At 70.7% G+C, this 20591-nt stretch carries 13 protein-coding genes and 1 pseudogene; 6 read left to right on the forward strand and 8 right to left on the reverse strand.

From position 1 onward, the window contains the following. Nucleotides 1–41: 41 nt before the first annotated feature. From ACGF5O_RS23370 to ACGF5O_RS23380, 3 genes are all read right to left on the reverse strand, one after another. Nucleotides 42–440, reverse strand: coding sequence for a RidA family protein (locus ACGF5O_RS23370; protein WP_393811799.1), 399 nt, complete (start codon nt 438–440; stop codon nt 42–44). Nucleotides 441–496: 56 nt separating this feature from the next. Continuing rightward, nucleotides 497–2065 (reverse strand): alpha/beta hydrolase, encoded by a 1569-nt coding sequence (locus tag ACGF5O_RS23375; RefSeq protein ID WP_393811800.1) that lies wholly within the window; start codon nt 2063–2065, stop codon nt 497–499. A 151-nt stretch (nt 2066–2216) separates the two neighbouring features. After that, nucleotides 2217–3257, reverse strand: a complete 1041-nt coding sequence (locus ACGF5O_RS23380; RefSeq protein WP_393811801.1) for an Rv2578c family radical SAM protein — start codon at nt 3255–3257, stop codon at nt 2217–2219. A gap of 191 nt (nt 3258–3448) precedes the next feature. On the opposite strand from ACGF5O_RS23380, the gene ACGF5O_RS23385 reads away from it, so the two are divergent. The 4 genes from ACGF5O_RS23385 (at nt 3449) to ACGF5O_RS23400 (ending at nt 9960) form a co-directional block, all read left to right on the forward strand. Beyond that, on the forward strand, nt 3449–3892 hold the full coding sequence (locus ACGF5O_RS23385; RefSeq protein WP_393811802.1) for an SRPBCC family protein: 444 nt from the start codon (nt 3449–3451) through the stop codon (nt 3890–3892). 166 nt (nt 3893–4058) lie between these two features. Continuing rightward, nucleotides 4059–6449: an MFS transporter gene (locus ACGF5O_RS23390; protein ID WP_393811803.1), complete on the forward strand. Its 2391-nt coding sequence runs from the start codon at nt 4059–4061 to the stop codon at nt 6447–6449. 196 nt (nt 6450–6645) lie between these two features. Further along, a complete protein-coding gene (locus tag ACGF5O_RS23395; RefSeq protein ID WP_393811804.1) occupies nt 6646–9099 on the forward strand; it encodes a SpoIIE family protein phosphatase in 2454 nt (817 codons plus the stop codon). Nucleotides 9100–9234: 135 nt separating this feature from the next. Further along, complete coding sequence (locus ACGF5O_RS23400; protein WP_393811805.1) at nt 9235–9960, forward strand: class I SAM-dependent methyltransferase; 726 nt, start codon at nt 9235–9237, stop codon at nt 9958–9960. 3 nt (nt 9961–9963) lie between these two features. On the opposite strand, the gene ACGF5O_RS23405 is transcribed toward ACGF5O_RS23400, so the two are convergent. After that, nucleotides 9964–10215, reverse strand: coding sequence for a DUF397 domain-containing protein (locus ACGF5O_RS23405; protein WP_393811806.1), 252 nt, complete (start codon nt 10213–10215; stop codon nt 9964–9966). Beyond that, nucleotides 10212–11060, reverse strand: a complete 849-nt coding sequence (locus tag ACGF5O_RS23410) for a helix-turn-helix domain-containing protein (RefSeq protein WP_393811807.1) — start codon at nt 11058–11060, stop codon at nt 10212–10214. Before ACGF5O_RS23410 ends, ACGF5O_RS23405 begins: the two co-directional genes overlap by 4 nt. Nucleotides 11061–11236: 176 nt before the next feature. On the opposite strand from ACGF5O_RS23410, the pseudogene ACGF5O_RS23415 reads away from it, so the two are divergent. Continuing rightward, a pseudogene (locus tag ACGF5O_RS23415) lies at nt 11237–11611 on the forward strand (ATP-binding protein); the annotation flags it as partial. Nucleotides 11612–11662: 51 nt separating this feature from the next. On the opposite strand, the gene ACGF5O_RS23420 reads toward ACGF5O_RS23415, so the two are convergent. From ACGF5O_RS23420 to ACGF5O_RS23430, 3 genes are all read right to left on the reverse strand, one after another. Further along, on the reverse strand, nt 11663–12484 hold the full coding sequence (locus ACGF5O_RS23420; protein ID WP_393811943.1) for a hypothetical protein: 822 nt from the start codon (nt 12482–12484) through the stop codon (nt 11663–11665). Nucleotides 12485–12507: 23 nt separating this feature from the next. Beyond that, the gene (locus ACGF5O_RS23425; protein ID WP_393811808.1) at nt 12508–15468 is read right to left on the reverse strand and encodes a hypothetical protein; all 2961 of its coding nucleotides are present in this window, start codon (nt 15466–15468) and stop codon (nt 12508–12510) included. A 68-nt stretch (nt 15469–15536) separates the two neighbouring features. Continuing rightward, a complete protein-coding gene (locus ACGF5O_RS23430; protein ID WP_393811809.1) occupies nt 15537–16016 on the reverse strand; it encodes a DUF2690 domain-containing protein in 480 nt (159 codons plus the stop codon). Nucleotides 16017–16616: 600 nt separating this feature from the next. Between ACGF5O_RS23430 and ACGF5O_RS23435 the strand changes: the two genes are divergently transcribed. Next, on the forward strand, nt 16617–20585 hold the full coding sequence (locus ACGF5O_RS23435) for an SGNH/GDSL hydrolase family protein (protein WP_393811810.1): 3969 nt from the start codon (nt 16617–16619) through the stop codon (nt 20583–20585). Nucleotides 20586–20591: the final 6 nt, after the last annotated feature.

Genomic DNA, 20591 nt, shown 5'->3' on the forward strand with positions numbered 1-20591 from the left:
ACCCTAGGGAGCGGACGGCTCCGTCCGCCCGGGATCCGGTGTCAGCCGGCCACCACCGCCAGCGCCTCGATCTCCATCAGGAACTGCGGGCCGACGAGGGCGGCCACCTGGACGGCGGAGGCGGCCGGGAGGCGGTCGTCGGGTATGTGGGCGGCGCGGGCCGCGCGGACGGCCGGCAGGTGGGCCATGTCCGTGACGAAGTAGGTGAGTTTGACCACGTCGTCGAAGGTCGCCCCGGCCGCCGCCAGGCAGCGCCGCAGGTTCTCGAAGACCTGGCGGGCCTGGGCGGCCGGATCGCCCTCGCCGACCAGCCTGCCGTCCTCGTCCAGCGGCAGCTGGCCGGAGACGGCGACGAGCCGGCCGGTCGCCGCCACCACGTGCGTGTACTGGGCGGCGGGGGCGACGCCGTCGGGGGCGGGGATACGGGTCAGATCACTCATGCGTCCATGGTGGACCACGGGTCTGACAACGCCCCCGACAGGACGTCAGGACCGGCTCAGCCGCGGAACCCCAGCAGCCCGTGCAGGGTCGAGCCGCGGGACGACGTCGAGGCCGCCTTGGTGGTGAGGGGCTTCGGGTCGGGGGTCTTGGCGCAGACCGCGTCGGCCGTGCCGGTGCCGCGCGGGACCGTGCCGTCGGTCAGGTAGGCGGCGAGGTGGGTGTCCAGGCAGGTGTTGCCGCTGAGCGTGATGCCGTGGTTGCCGCCGCCCTGCTCCACGACCAGGCTGGAGCCGGCCAGCAGCCGGTGGACTGTGACGCCGCCCTGGTAGGGGGTGGCCGCGTCGTCCGTGGCCTGGAAGAGGAGGACCGGCGGGAGCTTGGTGTTGGCGATGTTCGGCGGCTTCAGGGACTTCGTCGGCCAGGACGCGCAGGACGCGTTGTACCAGGCGTTGTTCCAGACCATGAAGGGCGCCTTCTCGTATGCCGCCCAGTTGTCCTTGCGCCACTGGTTCCAGTCCCGCGGCCAGGAGGAGTCCCGGCACTGGACGGCCGCGTAGACGCTGTAGCCGTTGTCGCCCGACGCGTCGACGGCGGCGAAGTTCTGGTACGCCTCGACCAGGGCCGCGGTCTTCTTGCCGTTGACGTAGGCGGAGAACGCGTCGGCCAGGTAGGGCCAGTAGCCGTCGTAGTAGCCGCCGGGGATGAAGGTGTCCTCCAGCTCGGAGGCGCCCACCTTGCCGCCGGCCGGCTTCTTCGCCAGCGCGGCCCGCATGGCGTACCACTTGGCCTCGACCTTGTCCGGGTCCTTGCCGAGCTTGTACGTCGAGTCGTACTTCGCGATCCACGCCATCAGGGCGCGCTGGCGGTCGTTGAACGCGTAGTCCTGGCTCAGGTTGTCGTCGTACCAGACGCCCGTGGGGTCGACGATCGAGTCCAGGACCAGGCGGTGGATCCGGTCCGGGTGCAGCTTCGCGTAGACCGCGCCCAGGTAGGTGCCGTACGAGTAGCCGAAGTAGCTGATCTGCCGGACGCCGAGGGCCTGGCGGATCGAGTCGAGGTCCTGTGCGGCGTCGACCGTGTCGAGGTACGGCAGCAGCTTGGCGTACTTCTTGCCGCAGGCCGCCGCGAACGACCGCACCCGCTTGAGGTTCGCCTGTTCGAGGGCGGGGGTGGCCGGGACCGAGTCGGGGCGCACCGGCTTGAAGTAGCCGGGCGCGCAGTCGATCGCCGGGGTGCTCTTGCCGACGCCGCGCGGGTCGAAGCCGATGACGTCGTACTGGGCGGCCACCTTCTTGGGCAGCGTGGACGCCACGAAGCCGGCGAGGGCCAGCCCGCTGCCGCCGGGGCCGCCGGGGTTGACCAGCAGCGGCCCCTGGGAGACCGGGGCGGTGTGCGGGACGCGGGTGAGGGCGAGCGTGATCTGCCGCCCGCGCGGGTTGCGGTGGTCCAGGGGCACCTTGACCGAGCCGCACTGGAGCGTCGGGTAGTCGGTGGTGCCGCACTTCTTCCAGGTCACCGGGGAGACCTGGACGGGGGCTCGGGTGGCGGCGCTCGCGGGCAGGTCGGTGAACGAACCGGCCACGACGGCGGCGACGGCGCACAGCACGGCTGCGCGTGTTCGCATGGGTCCTCCCAGGACGGAGGGGAGCGGACCGCACGTGCCACGGTCCTCGCCGCATCGTCCCGGAAACAGGACCCGGAAGAACCCATTCTGACGATGAATGACCCAATTGGTCCGAGAGGTGCGCCCGAACGCCCCCGGACCCGCCGGTCGGTCAGAGCAGGGTGAGCTGGGTCGGCTCCGGCAGCGCGGGCTCCTCCTCCGCCGCCGGTACCGGGATCCGCCGGGCGGCGCCCGCGCGGTTCGGGCCGATGCCGTACTCCTCGGCCAGCTCGTGCACCTGACGGGTGATCCGGCGCTGGTACCACTTGGGCGCGTAGGCGCCCTCCGCGTACAGCCGCTCGTAGCGCCGCACCAGGTGCGGGTGGTGGGCCGCGAGCCAGCTCATGAACCACTCGCGGGCACCCGGCCGCAGATGCAGCACCAGGGGCGTCACCGAGGTGGCCCCGGCCGCCGCGATCGCCCGCACGGTGGCCCGGAGCTGGGCCGGGTGGTCGCCGAGGAAGGGGATCACCGGCGCCATCAGGACCCCGCAGCCGATACCGGCCCCGGCGAGGGCGCGGACGACGTCCAGGCGGCGTTCGGGGGCCGGGGTGCCCGGCTCCACGGTCCGCCACAGCTCGGGGTCGACGAAGCCGACCGAGACCGAGACGCCGATCTCCGTGACGTCCGCCGCCCGGCGCAGCAGCTCCAGGTCGCGCAGGATCAGGGTGCCCTTGGTCAGGATCGAGAACGGGTTGGCGTGCTCGGTGAGGGCGGAGATGATCCCCGGCATCAGCCGGTAGCGCCCCTCGGCGCGCTGGTAGCAGTCGACGTTGGTGCCCATCGCTATGTGGTCGCCGAGCCAGCGGCGCGAGCCCAGCTGGCGTCGGAGCAGCTCCGGCGCGTTCACCTTGACCACGATCTGGGTGTCGAAGCCGATCCCGGTGTCCAGGTCCAGGTAGCTGTGGGTCTTGCGGGCGAAGCAGTACACGCACGCGTGCGAGCAGCCCCGGTACGGGTTCACCGTCCACTCGAACGGCATCCGCGAGGCGCCCGGCACCCGGTTGATGATCGACCGTGCCCGCACCTCGTGGAACGTGATCCCCCGGAATTCTGGCGTGTCGAAGGTCCGGGTCGTGACCGCGTCCGCGCCGAACAGCGCGGTGCCGGCCCGGCTGTGACCGGTCTCCTCGGTGAGGTTCTCCCAGCGCATGACGCCTCCTCGGTAGCACTGCCCACAGAATAGAACATCTGTTCCCATGATCGTGCGAACGATCTGTGGAGACCGCGCGGACGTCGTTCCGATCACGTTTCAGACCGCTTCCGGCACCCCGATTTGGGCGGCCGGGCGCCGGGGTGGTTGGCTTGGCGCAACCCCGAGAACTCAGGTGCTGGAGGAAAGCGATGGCGCAGGTCGAGGCCACTACGGAGCGGGTCGTCGGCGCGGACGCGGAGACGGTGTTCGACGCGATCGCCGACTACAGCGGCACGCGCGCGAAGCTGCTCCCCGAACACTTCAGCGAGTACGAGGTGCGCGAGGGCGGCGACGGCGAGGGCACCCTCGTCCACTGGAGGCTGCAGGCCACCAGCAAGCGGGTCCGGGACTGCCTCCTGGAGGTCACGGAGCCCACCGACGGGGAGCTGGTCGAGAAGGACCGCAACTCCTCCATGGTCACCACCTGGCGCGTCACCCCGGCCGGCGAGGGGAAGTCCCGGGTCGTCGTGCACACCGCCTGGCAGGGCGCCGGCGGCATCGGCGGCTTCTTCGAGAAGACCTTCGCGCCCAAGGGCCTCGGCCGGATCTACGACCAGGTGCTCGACAAGCTCGCCACCGAGGTCGAGAAGTAACCCGAGAAGTAACCTCCCGGAGAACCGGGCCTGTTGGCCCCTCACCGGTTCGGGTGGATCTCCGGCCCCGCCGGTTTCGTGCCGTAACTCGTCGTGCTTGCTCGCAGTTGTCGCCCTACGGAAACGAGGCGGCAGTCGTGCGCAGGCGCGACGAGGGGAGCGGTACGTGGGCGGGACGACGCTGGTGCACTACGAGGAGCCGGCCGCGGTGTCCGCGGTCGCCCCCGAACCGGAACCCGCCCCGGTCTCCGGACTCGGGCCGCGCCGCACCCGGCTGGTGTTCTGCGGGCTGATGCTCGCCCTGCTCCTCGCCGCGCTGGACCAGATGATCGTCGCCACCGCGCTGCCGAAGATCGTCGGCGAGCTGCACGGCCTCGACAGGATGTCCTGGGCGATCACCGCCTACCTGCTCACCTCCACCGTCGGCCTCCCCGTCTACGGCAAGCTCGGCGACCTCGTCGGCCGCAAGGGCGTCTTCCAGTTCGCCATCCTCGTCTTCGCCGTCGGCTCCGCGCTGGCCGGACGGGCGCAGAGCATGGACCAGTTGATCGCCTTCCGTGCCGTCCAGGGCGTCGGCGCGGGCGGGTTGATGATCGGCGTGCAGGCGATCATCGCCGACATCGTGCCGCCCCGGCAGCGCGGCCGTTTCATGGGCCTGATCGGCGCCGCCTTCGGGCTCGCCTCCGTCGCCGGGCCGCTGCTCGGCGGCTACTTCACCGACCACCTCTCCTGGCGCTGGTGCTTCTACGTCAACGTGCCCTTCGGGCTGGTCACGCTCGCCGTCATCACCGCCGTGCTCAAGCTGCCCAAGCCCCGGGTCCGGGGCCGGTTCGACGTGTTGGGCACCCTGCTGCTCGGCGTCGCCTCGACCTGCCTGGTGCTGCTGACCAGTTGGGGCGGGACGGAGTACGACTGGGGCTCGCGCGTCATCCTCGGACTGGGCGCCGGCGCGCTGGTCGCCGGGGTGCTGTTCGCCGTCGTCGAGCACCACGCGGTCGAACCCCTCATTCCGCTGCGGCTGTTCCGGGACTCCGTCTTCAACGTCACCGGTCTGGTCGGACTGGTCGTCGGGGTCGCCCTGTTCGGCGCCGCCAGCTATCTGCCGACCTTCCTGCAGATGGTCGACGGCGCCTCGGCGACCGAGTCCGGACTGCTGATGCTGCCCATGATGGGCGGGATCGTCGGCGCCTCGATCGTCGCGGGACAGCTCATCAGCCACACCGGGCACTACCGGGTCTACCCGGTGCTCGGCGGGGGAGTGTCGGTCGTCGGGATGTGGCTGCTGTCCCGCCTCGAAGTCGGCACCCCGCGCTGGCAGTACAGCATCTGGATGGCCGTCCTGGGCGCCGGGATCGGCATGGTGATGCCGGTGCTCGTCCTCGCCGTGCAGAACTCCGTACGGCCCGCCGACCTCGGCACCGCCACCAGCGCCAACAACTACTTCCGGCAGATCGGCGGCAGCGTCGGCGCCGCCGTCTTCGGCACCCTCTTCGCCGACCGGCTCACCGACGCCCTGCAGAGGCGTCTCCCCGCCCACGCGGGCGCCCGCCTGCCCGACCCCGAGTCCCTCACCCCGCAGCTCGTGCACGCGCTGCCCCCGGCGCTGAGCGACGCCTACATCCGCGCCTACGCCGACGCGATGCCCAGGATCTTCCTCTACCTGGTCCCGGTGCTCGTCCTCGGCCTGCTCGTCGCCTGCTTCCTCAAGGAGAAACCGCTGGTGTCCCACCCCACCGCCGAATCGGAACCGACAACCGCCAACGCCGCGGTCCCGCAGGCCCGGTCGCCCCGCACCGGCGCCGGGATCCCGGTCTGCGGCACGGTGCGGCACCCCGACGGGACCGTGGTGCCGCGCGCCGCGCTCACCCTCATCGACGCCGTCGGCCGGCAGATCGGCCGCGGCGCCAGCGCCGAGGACGGCCGGTACGCGCTGGCCACCCCCGGCACCGGCTCGTACGTCCTGATCGCCGCGGCCGGCGGCCACCAGCCGCAGGCCGTCTCCGTGACGGTCGGCGAGCGCCCCGTCGAGCTGGACGTCGTCCTCGGCGGCGCCGGGCGGCTCGCGGGCAGCGTGCTCACCGCCGACGGCACCCCGGTACGGGACGCCACCGTCACCCTCACCAACGTGCACGGCGAGGTCGTCGCCAGCGTCCGCAGCGGGCGCGAGGGCGGCTATGTGATCACCGAGCTGGTGGCAGGCGAGTACACCCTCGCCGGCAGCGCCCCCGCCTTCCGCCCGGCCGCCCTCCCGGTCACCGTCCAGGCCTCCCGGGAGACCCGGCAGGACGTCGAACTCGCGGGCGGCGCGGTGCTGAAGGGCACCGTCCGGGCCGGCGGAGGCCGGCCGGTGGAGGACGCGCGGGTGACCCTGCTCGACGCCGCCGGGAACGTCGTGGACACCCTCACCACCGGCGCCGACGGGACGTTCCGGTTCGTCGACCTCTCCTCGGGCGAGTACACGGTCATCGCCGCCGGTTACCCGCCGGTCGCCACCGTGCTCCAGGTCGCGGGCGGTGGCCGCACCGAACGCGATCTCCAGCTCGGCCACGAGGACTGAGGAGGACCGAGAGCGAGGAGCGGTCGGTACGCGGCGGACGCGGTTCGCGCACCGTACGGGGGCGCGGACCTGCGCGCCGGGGCGATCCGGTGAAACCAATTCCAGGATTGCCACACATCGCAACCGGCGGCCACCGTACCGTAGTGACGGGCGGCACAGATCTTTTACGGAGCCGTGGGGAGAGAGGGCCTGGGCCATGGACCATGGCAGCGAGCGGGACACGGATCCCGGCCTCGGTGCTGGGGACGGCGCGTCGGGCCGCATCCCCCTGGCCGTGGTCGTCGTCGACCGCGACGGCGACGTCTCGCACTGGAGCACCGGCGCCCGGCGGCTCTTCGGCGCCGCCAAGGAGGAGGCCATCGGCCACTCCGTCCTCGACCTGCTGCCCGTCTCCGGCGCGCTCCCCGAGGACGACGAGATCACCCCGTACGGCGCCTACGCGGCCTACGACGGCCTCGGACCCGACCTGGAGTCCTCGCTCGACGGACGGCTGAGCTTCCCGGCCGCCGGCCGCGCCCGGCTCACCGTGCCGGAGCACGAGCACGACCGCGTGGACGTGCTCTGGTGGGCCTACCCGCTGGTCGGCCCGGGGAACGAGCGGCTGCTGGTGCTCGCCGCCGACGCCGAACGGCTGCGCAGGGCCGAGCAGGACGAGGGCATCGCCTTCGAGCGCATCGCGCCCGGCTTCGCCCTGCACACCGACTTCCCCGGCGCCGAGGAGCTGGCCCGCAGGCTCCCCGAGATCCTGCCCAGCATGAGCGTCGAGGAAAGCGCCCGGATCGTCGCCCAGGTCCTCGAACTCGGCTACCCCATCCTGGAGTTCAGCCAGAACGACCGGGTGCCCGTGACCCCCGACTGGGGCGTCGCCCGGCGCACCGAGCGGCTGGCCCGCCGCGAGCGCGCCGCGCATGTCGCTGCCCAGGGCCTGCCGGTGCCCGCCGAACTCACCGACGACGAGGGCGAGGACCTGGAGTACGCGGCCGTCCGTGAACGCCTCGAATTCCTCACCGAGGTCAGCGGGAAGATCGGCACCTCGCTCGACCTGTCCCGCACCATCGTCGAGGTCAGCAGAGCCGTCGTCCCCCGCTTCACCGACGTCGCCGGCACCTACCTGCGCGAACAGGTCGTCGCCGGTGAGGGGTTCCCCGACGGCGTGCCCGACACCACCACCATGTGGCACCGGGTCGCCCTGGAGCACACCGACGAACCCGGCCGCTGGGACGACGTCGTCCCCGTCGGCGAGGCCATGCCGTTCCCGGCGCACACCCCGTTCTTCCAGTGCATGACCACCGGCGAACCGGTCCTGGTGCCGCGGATCAGCGTGGAGATGGGCCACGCCATCGCCTCCCAGTTCGAGAAGCGGGACATCCGGCCGCTGATCACCGGCCGTTCCATGCTGGTCGTCCCGCTCAAGGCGCGCAATGTCGTGCTCGGCTTCATGATCCTGCTGCGCCACCCCGAGCGCGAGATGTTCAACGACATGGACCGGGTCACCGGCGCCGAACTCGCCGCCCGCGCCGGGCTCGTGCTCGACAACGCGCGCATGTACACGTACCAGGAGAGCGTCGCCGAGACCCTCCAGGACAGCATGCTGCCGCACATCCCGCCGCGCATGGCGGGCTGCGACATCGCCACCCGGTACCTCCCGGGCACCCTGCTCGGCCGGGTCGGCGGCGACTGGTTCGACTCGGTGAAGCTCCCCGGCGCCCGCACCGCCCTGGTGGTCGGCGACGTGATGGGCCACGGCCTCAACTCGGCCGCGATGATGGGCCAGTTGCGGACCGCCGTGCAGACCATGGCGGCCATGGACCTGCCGCCCGCCCAACTCCTGCGCAACCTCGACGACCTGGCCCAGCGCCTCGGCGACGGCTACCTCGCCACCTGCCTCTACGCCGTCTACGACCCGATCGGGAGCGAACTGCACCTCGCCAACGCGGGCCACATCCCTCCCGTGCTGGTCCGGGCGGTCGACGGGCGCAGCGAACTCCTCGACCTGCCCACCGGGGCGCCGATAGGCGTCGGCGGGGTCGCCTTCGAGTCGCTGCGGGTACGCGTCGAACCCGGCGACCGGCTGGTCATGTGCACCGACGGACTGGTCGAGATGCGCGGCGAGGACATCGGCGTCGGCCTCGCCACCCTCTGCGAGTCCGCCGCCCACCCGGCCGCCTCCATGGACGACGCCTGCGACACCATAATCCGCGCCCTCAACACCCGCGGCGGCCGGAAGGACGACGTCGCCCTGCTGATGGCCCGGCTCAACGGCATCGAGCCCGAGGACGTCGCCGAATGGCGGCTCGCCCTCGACCCGGCCGAGGTCCGCCGGGCCCGCGCCGTCGTCCGCGAGCAGCTCCACGACTGGGGCCTGGCCCGGCTCGCCGACCCGGCCGAACTGATGGTCAGCGAACTCTTCACCAACGCCCTCCGGCACTCCCACAGCCGCCCGGTCCAGCTCCGGCTGATCCGCGGCGAGACCCTGCTGTGCGAGGTCGATGACGACGACCACACCCTGCCGACCCTGCTCAGCGCGCGCCCCGACGCGGACGCCGGACGCGGCCTGCGGGTGGTCAGCACGCTCGCCCGGGAGTGGGGCACCAGCCGTACCGCGGCCGGGAAGACCGTCTGGTTCGAACTCACCTCACGGCGCCGCTGACCCAGGGGGCGCACGTTCGCCGAACGAGTGGTGAAGGAACGCGCCGGGCGCTTGTGGCCGAAACGTGCGCAGGGTAAACCGTACTGACCCGTCAGTGACGGCGGTCATCTGTGGTTTTACCCTGGGGAGTTGGCCATGAGCGTGACGAGTCGGTACCGGCATGCCTGGGAGGGTTTCTGGAAAGAAGCCCCCGAAGAACCCGGGGCGGTGTTCTGGGACGCCGAACCGGACGTGACCGCCGCGGTCCACGTCGCTCTCTTCGAATCCCAACTGACCGACCCGGGGCTGCCCCTGGTCGACCTGGGTTGCGGCAACGGCACCCAGACCCGCTACCTCGCGCGGCGCTTCCCGCGCGTCCTGGGCGCCGACATATCCGAGGCCGCCCTGGACCACGCCCGGCACGCGGACCCCGCGGCACAGGCCCGTTACCGGCTCCTGGACGCGGCCGAGAAGAGCGAGGCCGAGTCCCTGCACGCGGAACTCGGCGACGCCAACGTCTACATGCGGGGCGTCCTGCACCAGTGCGAACCGGATGACCGGCAGCCGCTGGTGGACTCCATCGCCACCCTCGTCGGCAGCCGCGGCCGGGTCTTCCTCGTCGAGCTCGCCGAGGCCGCCCGCCCCGTCCTCGGCGGCCTCGCCCAGAGCCCGTCCGGCCCACCGCCCAAGCTCGCCCCGGTCTTCCGCCACGGGATCGCCCCCGGCGAGGTCGCCGACGACGCGGTCCCCGCCTACCTGCGCAGCGCGGGCCTTACAGTCCTGGCGAGCGGCGAACTCCCCCTGACCACCACGGAGTCCACACCGGACGGCGAGCTGATCGTGCTGCCCTCGAAGTGGATCCTGGCCGGCCGCGAGAGCTGACGGCTAGCGGACCGCGAGGAACCCCGCCCACGCCGCACGCGACACGGAGACGACGGGTCCGGCCACAGCCTTGGAGTCACGGACGTACACGACTCCGGGGTCGGCCGCGACCTCTACGCACTGGCCGCCCTCGGTGTCGCTGTAGCTGCTCTTGAGCCAGGCGACCTCGACGCAGTCCCCGCCCTCGGTTCCGCTGTAGCTGCTTTTGAACCAGGCGAGGTCGGACACGACGGCCGAGAACTCAGCGGTGTTCATAGCTCTCCCAGCAACCTTTCGATGAACTCCAGGGACTCTCGCGGACTGAGAGCCTGTGATCGGATGATCCCATAGCGGGCAGCCGCGAGAGCCGTCTGTTCCGGGTCGGTCTGCAGGGTGCTGGTGTTCTGCGCCTCGACGTACATGAACTTCATGCCGTCCTTGCGCGTGACGACGGTGAAGGGCCCGTTCACGCCCGCGTTGTCCTCGCAGTCGGTCGGCATCACCTGAATCTCGACGTTGCGCTTCTGGCCGACCAGGAGAAGGTGCTCCAACTGTCCTCGCAGCACGTCCTTGCCGCCGTATCGGTGTCGCAGTACCGACTCGTCCATCACGAAGCTCAGCAGAGGTGAAGGCCGCCGGTCGAAGATGTCCTGGCGGGCCAGCCGTGCGGCTACTCGTTGCTCGGTGACCTCCTGATCCAGGGTGGGGCGCCGCATGGCCAGCAGAGCCCTCATGTACTCCTCGGTCTGGAGCAGGCCCTTGACCACCAAGGCGTCGTACGCGAGCAGTTCGATGGCCTCCTTCTCCAACTTCGCCATCCCCTGGAAGAAGACCGGATACTGCGCCCTCTCCACCTCCTCCTTCCACACCGTCAGGAGCCCCTCCGCGCCCAGCGCCTCGTCCGCCTTGTCGATGGTTCTGGGGGACGGGATCCGGCGGCCCTGCTCGAACGACGCGACCGTGGACGCCGAGTAGCCGATCCGCCGCCCCAATTCCTCGCGTTCCAGGCCTGCCCGTACCCGCAGCGTCTTCATGGTCTGGCCGAACGCCGCGACCACCCCCCGCCCCGAGGCGTCCGCCGCCTGGCCCGCGGAGTTCTCTTCGTCCGTCACCTCGGTCACCCCTACCGCCTCCCTGCCCCAACGCCCTTGTCCGGGACGGCGTCACGCCGCGCCGCTCGTACTCGCACCGCCACCGCGCGTACAACCGGCCCGCGTCAGTGCGTCACCACTGGTCACGCTACGCGACCGCGGACACCGTTGTCGGCATGACGAACAAACCCGACCGTGACTTCGAGATGCGCTTCACCTCCACCCCGCGCGGCGCCCGGCTCGCCCGCAGACTGGCCGCCCACCGGCTGGACACCTGGGGAATCCCGTACGGCGGCGGCCCGCACGAGGCGATCGCGCTGGTCGTCGGCGAGCTGACCGCCAACGCGGTGCGGCACGGGCATGTGTCCGGCCGGGACTTCCACCTGCGCCTGTACGTGACCGGACCCGCCCGTACGGTGGTCCGGGTCGAGGTCTCCGACACCCGCGCCGAACGCACACCGCCCCGTCCGGAGGCGCTGCGCGCGCCGGACCCCGAGGACGCCGGGGGCCGGGGGCTGCTCATCGTCGCGGGGCTGGCGTCTCGTTGGGGCTGGCACGTGCGGTCCGACGGGCCGGGCAAGACGGTGTGGGCGGAGTGCGCGGCCCCGGCCCAGGCTCCGTCCCGGCCGCGGTCAGCTCTTGACGCCGAAGAAAGTGAGCTCGTCCTCGTCGGGGATCGAGCCCTTGCCGTACTCCGTGAGGTAGGCGGCCGCCGGTCCCGCCCGGTACAGGGGGCTGTCCACGGTCAGCTGGTCCTTGCGGTGCTTCCGGTCCACGGGGTCGGTGACGCTGTCCAGCCAGCGGACCGCCGCGGCCGGGTCGGAGCCGGGGTGGTCGAACCGGGCACAGGCGCGCAGGAAGGCCGCCCGGCCGGGTGCCTTCACGGTGGCCCCGCATGACAGGTACTCCAGATCGCCGGCCAGGTCCCACAGCCCGGCCACCCAGAGTTCGGTGCCGCTGGACGGATGCGTGGTTCCCGCGGCGTGCCATACGGCGGGTCCGCTGCCTTTCGGTATGGCGGCGAGCTTCTTTCGGGCGGCGAGGCTGATGTGCCACTGCCGGGCCAGGGCGTCGATGAAATCGGTACCCGTGTAGTTCCGCTTCAGCACCCCGTAGGAGTACCCCTTGGGAAACCCGGGCTCGTCGACGTTGATCGGCGCGGTCGGCCAGGCCGAGAGGTCGAAGGAGGCGGAGGCCGACGGGGACGGCTCGCCGGAGGTGGGGGAGGACAGCGGGGCGGAGGCCGCCGGGCTCGGGGTCCCGGCGGAGGAGGTCGTGTGGTGCGAGGACGAACACCCGGCGAGAGGCAGGGCCAACGCCACCATGGCTGCGGCGAGTCGGCGGTGGCGTAGGGCGGTCAGGTGCATGGTCGGGGCTCCGGGACGTAGGGCGAGGACGTGGGCGGCGGTGCGCCGGGCGTCCCGGCCGGGGCCGGTCCGCGGGCGCACCGCCATGGTGGGCGAGGAAGGAAGAGGGGTCAGGAGTCGGTGAAGCAGTGGTCCGAGGTGGCGACGGTGGTGGTCGGCTGGAAGACCACGGCGTCGTAGGCGACGTCCTGGTCGCCGGTGTAGTCACTGCGGCTGACGTTGTCGAGTTGGATGTTGGCGCCCTGCCACAGCCGGAGGGTGCCGAGGTCCACCCAGACGTCGTTGCCGTTGCTCTTGGTCGCCTGGTTGACGTTGCACACGTGGGTGGGCTTCGCGCCGGCGTTGTTCATGCCGACGTGGACGGTGTAGGGAACGACGGCCTGTGCTCCGTGGCTGGGCAGGTGGACGTAGATGTCGTAGAGGACGCCGTTGGTGCCGTAGTCCGCCATCAGGGCCGGGTCGGGCGTCCAGGTGGCCAGGACCTTGTGCCAGAGGTCGCCGGCCTCGGGGACGGCGCCGCCGGGGTAGGCGTGGGTGAACCAGACATGCCCGTCGTAGCCGGCGCCCAGCTGGTGCAGGTCGATGGGGGCGATGTCGCCGGTGGCCCGCCAACTGCCGTCACTGCGCTGGTAGGTGAAGTTGTCGCCGAGCTGGAAGGTGAACTTGCCGTCGTTCGTACGGGAGTCGGTGCAGCCCTGGGTGTTGTCCTTCGGGTCGGGTACGTCGTCGATCAGCAGACCGGCCGGGGCGCCGCCGCAGGGGCCCGCCTTGTACTGGCGGTCGAGCGCGGGCTCGCCGGCGCCCAGGGAGTAGACGAGGTTCTCGCTGGAGCCGGTGGTGCTGTCCTCGCCGCCGCCCCAGCTGACCGAGCCGTTGAACCAGCAGGTTCCGTCCTCGGCCGGGCACGGGTCGGTGCCGGAGGCCGCGCCGGGGTCGCAGTTGTTGGAACTGTCGCAGTAGGCGCGGTAGTCCAGATCGAGGTTGAGCTTGCCGGCCGGGCTGGTGCCGCCGACCGGGAACTGCGGCAGCGCGTACGAGGGCTGGCTGTTGTAGGTGCGCTGCGGTGTCTCCACCCAGCCCATGATCTTCTCTTCGTAGGGCCAGTTGGCCGGGTGCGCGGCGTCGTCGTAGGAGTCCCGCAGGAAGGGGGCCCGGTCGGCGGGGTAGATCGGGTTGGCCGGGTTGTTGAACCAGCCGAGTCCGGTCTGGCCGCCGTTGGTGGAGGCGTCGGTGTAGACACCGCTGTTGTAGCCCCACAGCGCCATGAACCAGTTCTCGATGTAGGCCGAGTTGCCGGTGTTGACGTTCATGCCGAGCGTCTTGAGCTGGTTCCAGGTCTTGCTGAGGATCTGTACGCCGGCCGCGATGTTCGCCGCGTAGTCGGTGGCGATGGCGTACGCCTCGGTCGGCTCGTAGGGGTCGGGCTTGGCCTCGTTCATGCCGCTGGTGACCTGGGCGATGCCGTAACCGCAGTCGGCGACGGAGCCGTTGGGGTAGGTGTGGATGCTGTCGGCGTTGCCGTAGTAGTCGCCGAGCAGCGGGTTGCCGCCGTCACCGGGGACCGAGTGCCAGGACGCCTGCTTGAAGTTGGACTCCTGGGCGAGGATGCCGAGCATCACCTGGGCGGGCACGGTGCCGCCGTCGGTCAGCGTGACCCGTGGGAACAGCGACTCGGGGTCGTAGGCGTCGCTGCCGGTGCCGAGGTAGTTCGCCGGGCGGGTGATGTCCAGGTCGCCGTGGACGGCCTGGTCGACGGCCCACTCGACCTGGTTGGCGCTCGGCTGGAGGGCCTGGGCGTCGACGTCGTTGCGCTTGACCAGGCAGTTGGTGAAGTGGGACTGGGGGTTGGGATCGGTCGGAGCCACGCCGGCGTGCGCCAGGAAGTCCTTCTCCGACTGGCCGTCGACGGTGGGTTCCACGTCGTCGGCGGTGGCGTCGGCGGCCGTGGCCTCCGGGGTGACGAGTTCCGTGGTGGCCGTGGAGCCGGAGGAGGTGGCGAGCGCGCCCACCGTGAGGACTCCGGCGCCCTGGCCGTCGGCGGAACCGATCTTCGAGGTGATGCCCTTGAGCTCCTGCGAAGCCACCGAGGTGGTCAGCAGATGCCCCTCGCGTGAGGCTGCCACCGGCTTGTCGGTGCTGCTCGCCTTGACGAGGCCGGGGGCTTTGGCTGTGTCGATGTCCGAGACCTGACCGGCGACCAGGTCACCGCCGTCGCGTGGGAAGAGGGCCAGTTTGCCGAGCGGGGCGCTGCCCAGTTCGGTGAGTTTCGTGCCGGTCCAGCGGCGCAGGACGTCCTTGCCGCCGTCGACCTCGGCCACGTCGACGCCACCGCCAGCCGCCGGTGCCAGGGCGAAGGCACGGCCGGGCAGGTCGGTGAGCGTGCCGGTGCTGCCGTCGGCGCCGACCTTGACGAGCCGTCCGCCGAGCACGCCGATGTCGCCGCCCGTGGTGGGCAGCGGGTTGGTCAACTGACCGGCGACGGTGGTCTTCCCGACGGTCTCCCCGGTTCTGGCATCGATGTCGAGGAGGGTCGTGGTGCCCTTCGCCGAGTCGCCGACCGTCGTACGGGTGAAGGTGACGGTGTCGCCGGCTCCGCAGCCGGGCGAGAAGTAGGCGAGCTGCACCTTGGTGGCGGCCTGGGTCACCTTGCCGGTGTCCAGGTCGACGACGGCGGCGAAGGCGTCGTGCTGCATCAGGGCCGGTGTGTTGACGGCGGACGAGGGTGCGTAGACCGCGGCGGCGTACCGGCCGGAGCCGGTCTGGCACACGTATCCGGTCCAGGGGCCGATCCCGTCCAGCCCTTCCTGGGTGAGATCGGCGACCTCACGGTAGGCGAAGGACTTCGACTCGTCCGCCACCAGGATGTGGAATCCCTGCGAGTCACCCGTGCCGGTCACCGCACGGTCGGAGGACGACTTCCAGCCCTTGCCGAGTGCGGCGTCCGGGGAGGCGAACAGATGTCCGCCGGTGTGGGACTCGGTCGTGGCGGCGACGGTCACGGCGGCTGCCCCGGTGGCCGGCAGCAACCCCGCGGCTAGCGCCGCGCAGGAGACGGCGGCCAGCCGCGACACGAAACGAGCGGACCGGGTCCGGGACCGTCCGCCGCGACCTGACCGCCTGCTGGCGGCCGGCGCGCTGGTCAGTGCCATGCGGTACACAGTCCGTGGTCCCCCTCCTGCTGCCAGACCTCCGGCGCGGGGTCCGCGCCGGGTCCGTCGTCCTCGGTGCATCCCTTTGCCTGGGCGTTGCCGCCGACCATCGGAGTGGGCTTGGCCACGTCGCCCGGGTTCAGATAGTCGGCGGTGTAGTACGCCTCCGTGCCGCCGAACTGCGGCAGGTAGTAGATGTCCACGGCGATCGTGGAGTCCAAAGCGGACGTCACATAGGCCCAGGACGCGTCGCACGTGGGGGAGTGGTAGAAGCGCACGGACAGATTGGTCGCATCGACCTCGTCGAGGAGCCGTGCGTCGCCGTCGCAGCCCATCGTCACCGGACTGGCACCGTCGCACGCCGACCCCTGGCAGCCCACCGCCGAGGCGGGCGTCGAGACGGTGAGCACGCAGCCGCCGGCCAGGGCGAGGGCGGCCAAACAGGACAGGAGGCGTCTTCGTCTGGGCATGAACCATCCTTTGCCGATGGAATTAAGGTAAATCTCATGCACCGGAGGTGGATTCGCCGAGACGCCGTGCTACGCGCCGCCACCACCCCCGTAGTCGTCACCCAGCAGCGCGTTTGATTGTGTGACCCATACAGCTTCATCGCCATCATCCGGCCGGGAGAACCAAGCCTTCCCCAAGGGAAGTTCAAGGAATTCGGCCTCGACGTCGTCAACGTCCTTGAAAACAAAGGTGATTCATGTCACCTGTAGCGCGGAGAGTGAGATCGGGCCGCAGGGTGAAGTCGAAGTAAAAACCCCCAACTTCCCCCACGATCGGACACGCGCTGCCACCGTCGGTGAACGGCCCCGGGTTCTCCGGGTGTCGACGGTCGCCCATGCCCTTCCGCTGGAACTCGGCCCCCGCCTACCCTGACGCGGTTCGCTGACGGAAAGCCATCTGTGATCTTTCAGTAGAGAGAGTCACGACCTGAGACGCAGCAGGGCGCGGCAGTGCCGACTCCCGCCTGCCGCGGGCCGCCGCGGAATTCCGCTCTGTCAGACCTTGGAGAATTCTTGAGACCGAGACGTAGAGCACGGACATCCGTCGCCCTCACATCCGTCGTGCTGGTGGTCACCGGGCTGTTACCGGCCGCTGCGCCGGCACTCGCCGCCGAGGCGGAAACGGCACCGACCCCCGAACCCTCCACCGCCCGGTCCGCACCGTCGTCCCAGGTCGACCATCCGGACCGGAAACTGGGCACGGGCTGGAAGACCTCCAAGGACCGGGCGGTGACGAGCGCGGCCGACACCGTCGGCCTGAAGATCCTGGTGGCGGACTCGGCGAAGGCCTACGCCTGGAAGACCGTCGCCTCGTTGTCCGAGCCGGGGATGCCGGCGGACACCTGGATCGGCAACCAGTGCGTGATGGACGCGGATCACGTCGCCGCCGTGTACGCACCCCGCACGTTCACCAACCAGCCGGACCTGATGCAGGGCGGCGCGTTCGCGGCCATCGTGGACATCGCCACCGGCAAGACGGTGAAGCTGCCGTTCACCGCATCGCTCGCCTACTTCGACCCGTCCTGCAACACGGTCACGCACACGGCCGCGTTCACCGCCTTCCGCGACATGAACGACCCGGCGAAGACGGAGACCCGGGTCGTGACCGTCGATTCCGCGGGCAGGACGATCGGTTCGGCGGCGACGGCGGGTGAGATCACCGGCGCGGTACCGGTCAAGGACGGCGCGATCGGCGGACGCGGGCACGCACTGGTCCACATCGACAACGCGGGCAGGGTGACGACGCTCGCCGCCGCCGACAGCGTCCCCTTCGACATCCGGCCCACCGCGAACGGTCAGGTCGCCTTCCTCGACCACGCGGGCGACTCCACCGCGCACGCCAAACTCTGGCCGGGGAGCGGCGAGCCCTCCGTGATCGCCTCCGGCAGGCTCGACGACCTGGACCTGCGCCAGGGAGCCGAGGGCCGGGTGTTCCTCACCGGCGGACCGTCCGCCACACACCTGAAGGACACGGACGTCACGCGCCTGGACGCGCCCGCCGACACGGACGTCTCCACCCTGGGACGCCTCGCCGTCGACCCCGTGCTCACCCCCGGCGTCCGCCGCGGCCTGGACCGGATCAAGGACGCGGGCCAGAACTTCACCACGAGCGGCCCCGGGCCGGAGGACACCGCAACAGGCGCGCCGGACACCGTGACCGACGACGAACCGACCACCGTGACGTCCACCGCCACCGGCACCGGAGAGAAGATCACCCAGTCGGTGGCCGAGACCGCGGCCGACGGCGGCACCTCCCTGTCCCCCGCCCTCACCGGCGCGACCACGCCTGCCGCCCTCACCTCCACCGACACCGACCCCCGTGCCCACGACCCGGTCGACACCGACCGCTGGTGCTCGGTGCCCCGCAACGATGTCGGCTCCCAGGCCCTGCAACCCACCCCGAACCAGGTCGAGTGGGCCGTCGACATGGCCGTACGCGGTGACCTGCGCGCGAGCTACCTCACCCAGGGCGGCTGGCGTGACCAGATCGGGCTGAGCACCATCGACCCCCAGGGCCTCTTCCCCCTCCCGTCGTTGACCGGCGGCGGCCGGATCCCGGCCAACGTGCTGCTCGGCGTGATGGCGCAGGAGTCGAACCTGTGGCAGGCCGAACCGGGCTCGATCCCCGGCCAGATGGGCAACCCGCTGGCCTCCTACGCCGGTTTCTACGGCCATGCGGGCGACGACCCCGCCGCCTACTGGAAGATCGACTGGGCGAACTCCGACTGCGGTTACGGCGTCGGGCAGGTCACCGACGGCATGCGCCTCGCCGGGTACGAGAAGGAGGGCGAGACCGCGCTGCCCGTCACCACGCAGCGCGCGGTCGCCCTGGACTACTCGGTGAATGTCGCCGCCTCGCTGTACATCCTCGCGGACAAGTGGAACGAGATCCACGAGTCGGGGCAGACGATCACCGTCAACAACGACGACCCGGCCAAGCCCGAGAACTGGTTCGCGGCGCTGTGGAACTACAACCTCGGCTTCAACAAGGCGGCGGACGCGGGCACCAACGGCAACTGGGGCCTCGGCTGGTACAACAACCCCGCCAACCCCGTGTATCCGCCGTCCCGTTCGGCTTTCATGAACACCGACATCGACCCGAGCGCCGCCAAGGACGCCGCGCATCCGCAGGACTGGCCCTACGAGGAGAAGGTGATGGGCTGGGCCTCCTGGTCCATCGACACCGGCTTCTCCTACGCCACCTCCGGCCGCCAGGACTGGCCGGGTGAGTCCGGGTTCTCGTCCGCTGGCTTCCGCCCCGCCTACTGGAACGGCACAGCCGACGCCTACACGGTTCCGGGCAGCGCGACGTACAACCGCGCGCACGCCACGCCGCCGCTCAGCACCTTCTGCAACACCGCGAACAACTGCGACACCGCCGACCCGCCCGACTGCCCCGACGCCGCCTGCTACACCCAGTACTGGTGGCACGAGTCCAACGCCACCTGGAAGAGCGACTGCGCCACCACGTGCGGCTTCGAGAACATCAAGTACCTGACTCTGGTCGCCGAACCAGGCCGCGGTACCCGGCTCCAGTACGGCACCCCTGTCTGCACCGACGACGGTCTGCCCGCGGGTGCGCTGATCGTGAACTCCGTACCGGACAACACGAACACATACAGCTCGTGCGGCACGACCGGTACCGATGACGGAAGTTTCGAGTTCACGTTCAACTCCGACGGCACATCGGGTCCCGGCCTCGGGCAGTACGAGGCGAAGGGAGACCTGTCCCAGGTGGGCGGCGGATACGGCGGCCACTTCTGGTACGCGCACACCCGCAACGCCGCCCACCTCGGTGGTGACGACGGGGTCATGACGGTCGACGGAACCTGGACCCTCGGCCAGGATCTGGACGGCTGGGCCCGGGTGTTCGTGCAGTTGCCCGATACCGGCGCGCAGACCCAGCAGGCCCACTACGTCATCCACGGGGTGGACGGCGGCGACCGGGACCGTTATCTGAACACCCACTACGGCGCGAACACCTGGGCCGAACTCGGTGTGTACCGGTTCACCGGAACTCCCCGGGTGGAGCTCACGAACACCGCCGAGGACGGCACCGCCGACGAGGACGTGGCATACACGTCGGTGGCCTTCCAGCCGCTGTCGGCCAAGCCCCGGATGATCGTCCAGATGGGGGACTCGTACTCCTCGGGCGAGGGCGCGGGCGGCTACAGCGCCGAATCCGACCGGGACTACGGAGAGAGCACCTGGAACGCGTGCCGACGGAGCGAGAACTCCTGGGCGCGTAAGACGACACTGCCGAACGGCTCCGCCACCATCGGTGAACTGAGCGACTCCCACACGGACTCGCTGGATCTCCAGAACGTCTCCTGCTCCGGCGCACACACCTGGCAGGTGCTGTCCGGCACACCCGTCAACGCGGACGACGAGGAGACATGGGGCTTCGACGGGAACTTCCATGAACGGTTCCAGATCGACTCGGGCGTCCTCAGCGACGACACCGACCTGGTGGCGCTCACCATCGGCGGCAACGACGCGGGCTTCCCGGACGTGATGCGGATGTGTGCCACGACCGGGTGTCCTTCGGAGGACGACATCGAGAGCGACATCGACGACGCCGTGTCCGGCACGCAGGACTCGACCGGGGTCAAGGACGTACTGAACGCGATTCACGCGGAGGCACCCAACGCCGACATCGTCCTGCTCGGCTATCCCCGCATCTTCGACGAGAACGTGACCCTCTGCGTGAGCGGTGTCGGCGGAGCCGGGATGGCGAGGGTGGACGCGATGGCCGACTACATGGAGACCAAGCAGCAGGAACTCGTGGACTCGCTCAAGCTGCAGGGTCTCCCGGTCAGCTTCGCATCCCCGGACAGCGACTTCGAGGGCAAGCGGGCCTGCGACGACGACGAGGGCATCAACAAGATCGTGACGGCCCCCGAGGGCGACGGCGACTTCCGGTGCCTCAGCACGGACTCCTGGTGCATCAGCCGGGAGAGCTACCATCCGAACGGCGTCGGCACCTCCGCCTACGCCGACACATTCAGCCGCGCGGTCGGCGAGCTCTAGGCAGCC

Origin of the sequence: Streptomyces sp. NPDC048291 (genome assembly GCF_043201715.1) — a bacterium.
Taxonomy (GTDB): Bacteria; Actinomycetota; Actinomycetes; order Streptomycetales; family Streptomycetaceae; genus Streptomyces.

Coding starts and splice junctions, on each gene's coding strand:
- ACGF5O_RS23370 (WP_393811799.1), bottom strand. CDS start 440: ATGAGTGATCTGACCCGTATCCCCGCCCCCGACGGCGTCGCCCCCGCC.
- ACGF5O_RS23375 (WP_393811800.1), bottom strand. CDS start 2,065: ATGCGAACACGCGCAGCCGTGCTGTGCGCCGTCGCCGCCGTCGTGGCC.
- ACGF5O_RS23380 (WP_393811801.1), bottom strand. CDS start 3,257: ATGCGCTGGGAGAACCTCACCGAGGAGACCGGTCACAGCCGGGCCGGC.
- ACGF5O_RS23385 (WP_393811802.1), top strand. CDS start 3,449: ATGGCGCAGGTCGAGGCCACTACGGAGCGGGTCGTCGGCGCGGACGCG.
- ACGF5O_RS23395 (WP_393811804.1), top strand. CDS start 6,646: ATGGACCATGGCAGCGAGCGGGACACGGATCCCGGCCTCGGTGCTGGG.
- ACGF5O_RS23400 (WP_393811805.1), top strand. CDS start 9,235: ATGAGCGTGACGAGTCGGTACCGGCATGCCTGGGAGGGTTTCTGGAAA.
- ACGF5O_RS23405 (WP_393811806.1), bottom strand. CDS start 10,215: ATGAACACCGCTGAGTTCTCGGCCGTCGTGTCCGACCTCGCCTGGTTC.
- ACGF5O_RS23420 (WP_393811943.1), bottom strand. CDS start 12,484: ATGGCGGTGCGCCCGCGGACCGGCCCCGGCCGGGACGCCCGGCGCACC.
- ACGF5O_RS23430 (WP_393811809.1), bottom strand. CDS start 16,016: ATGCCCAGACGAAGACGCCTCCTGTCCTGTTTGGCCGCCCTCGCCCTG.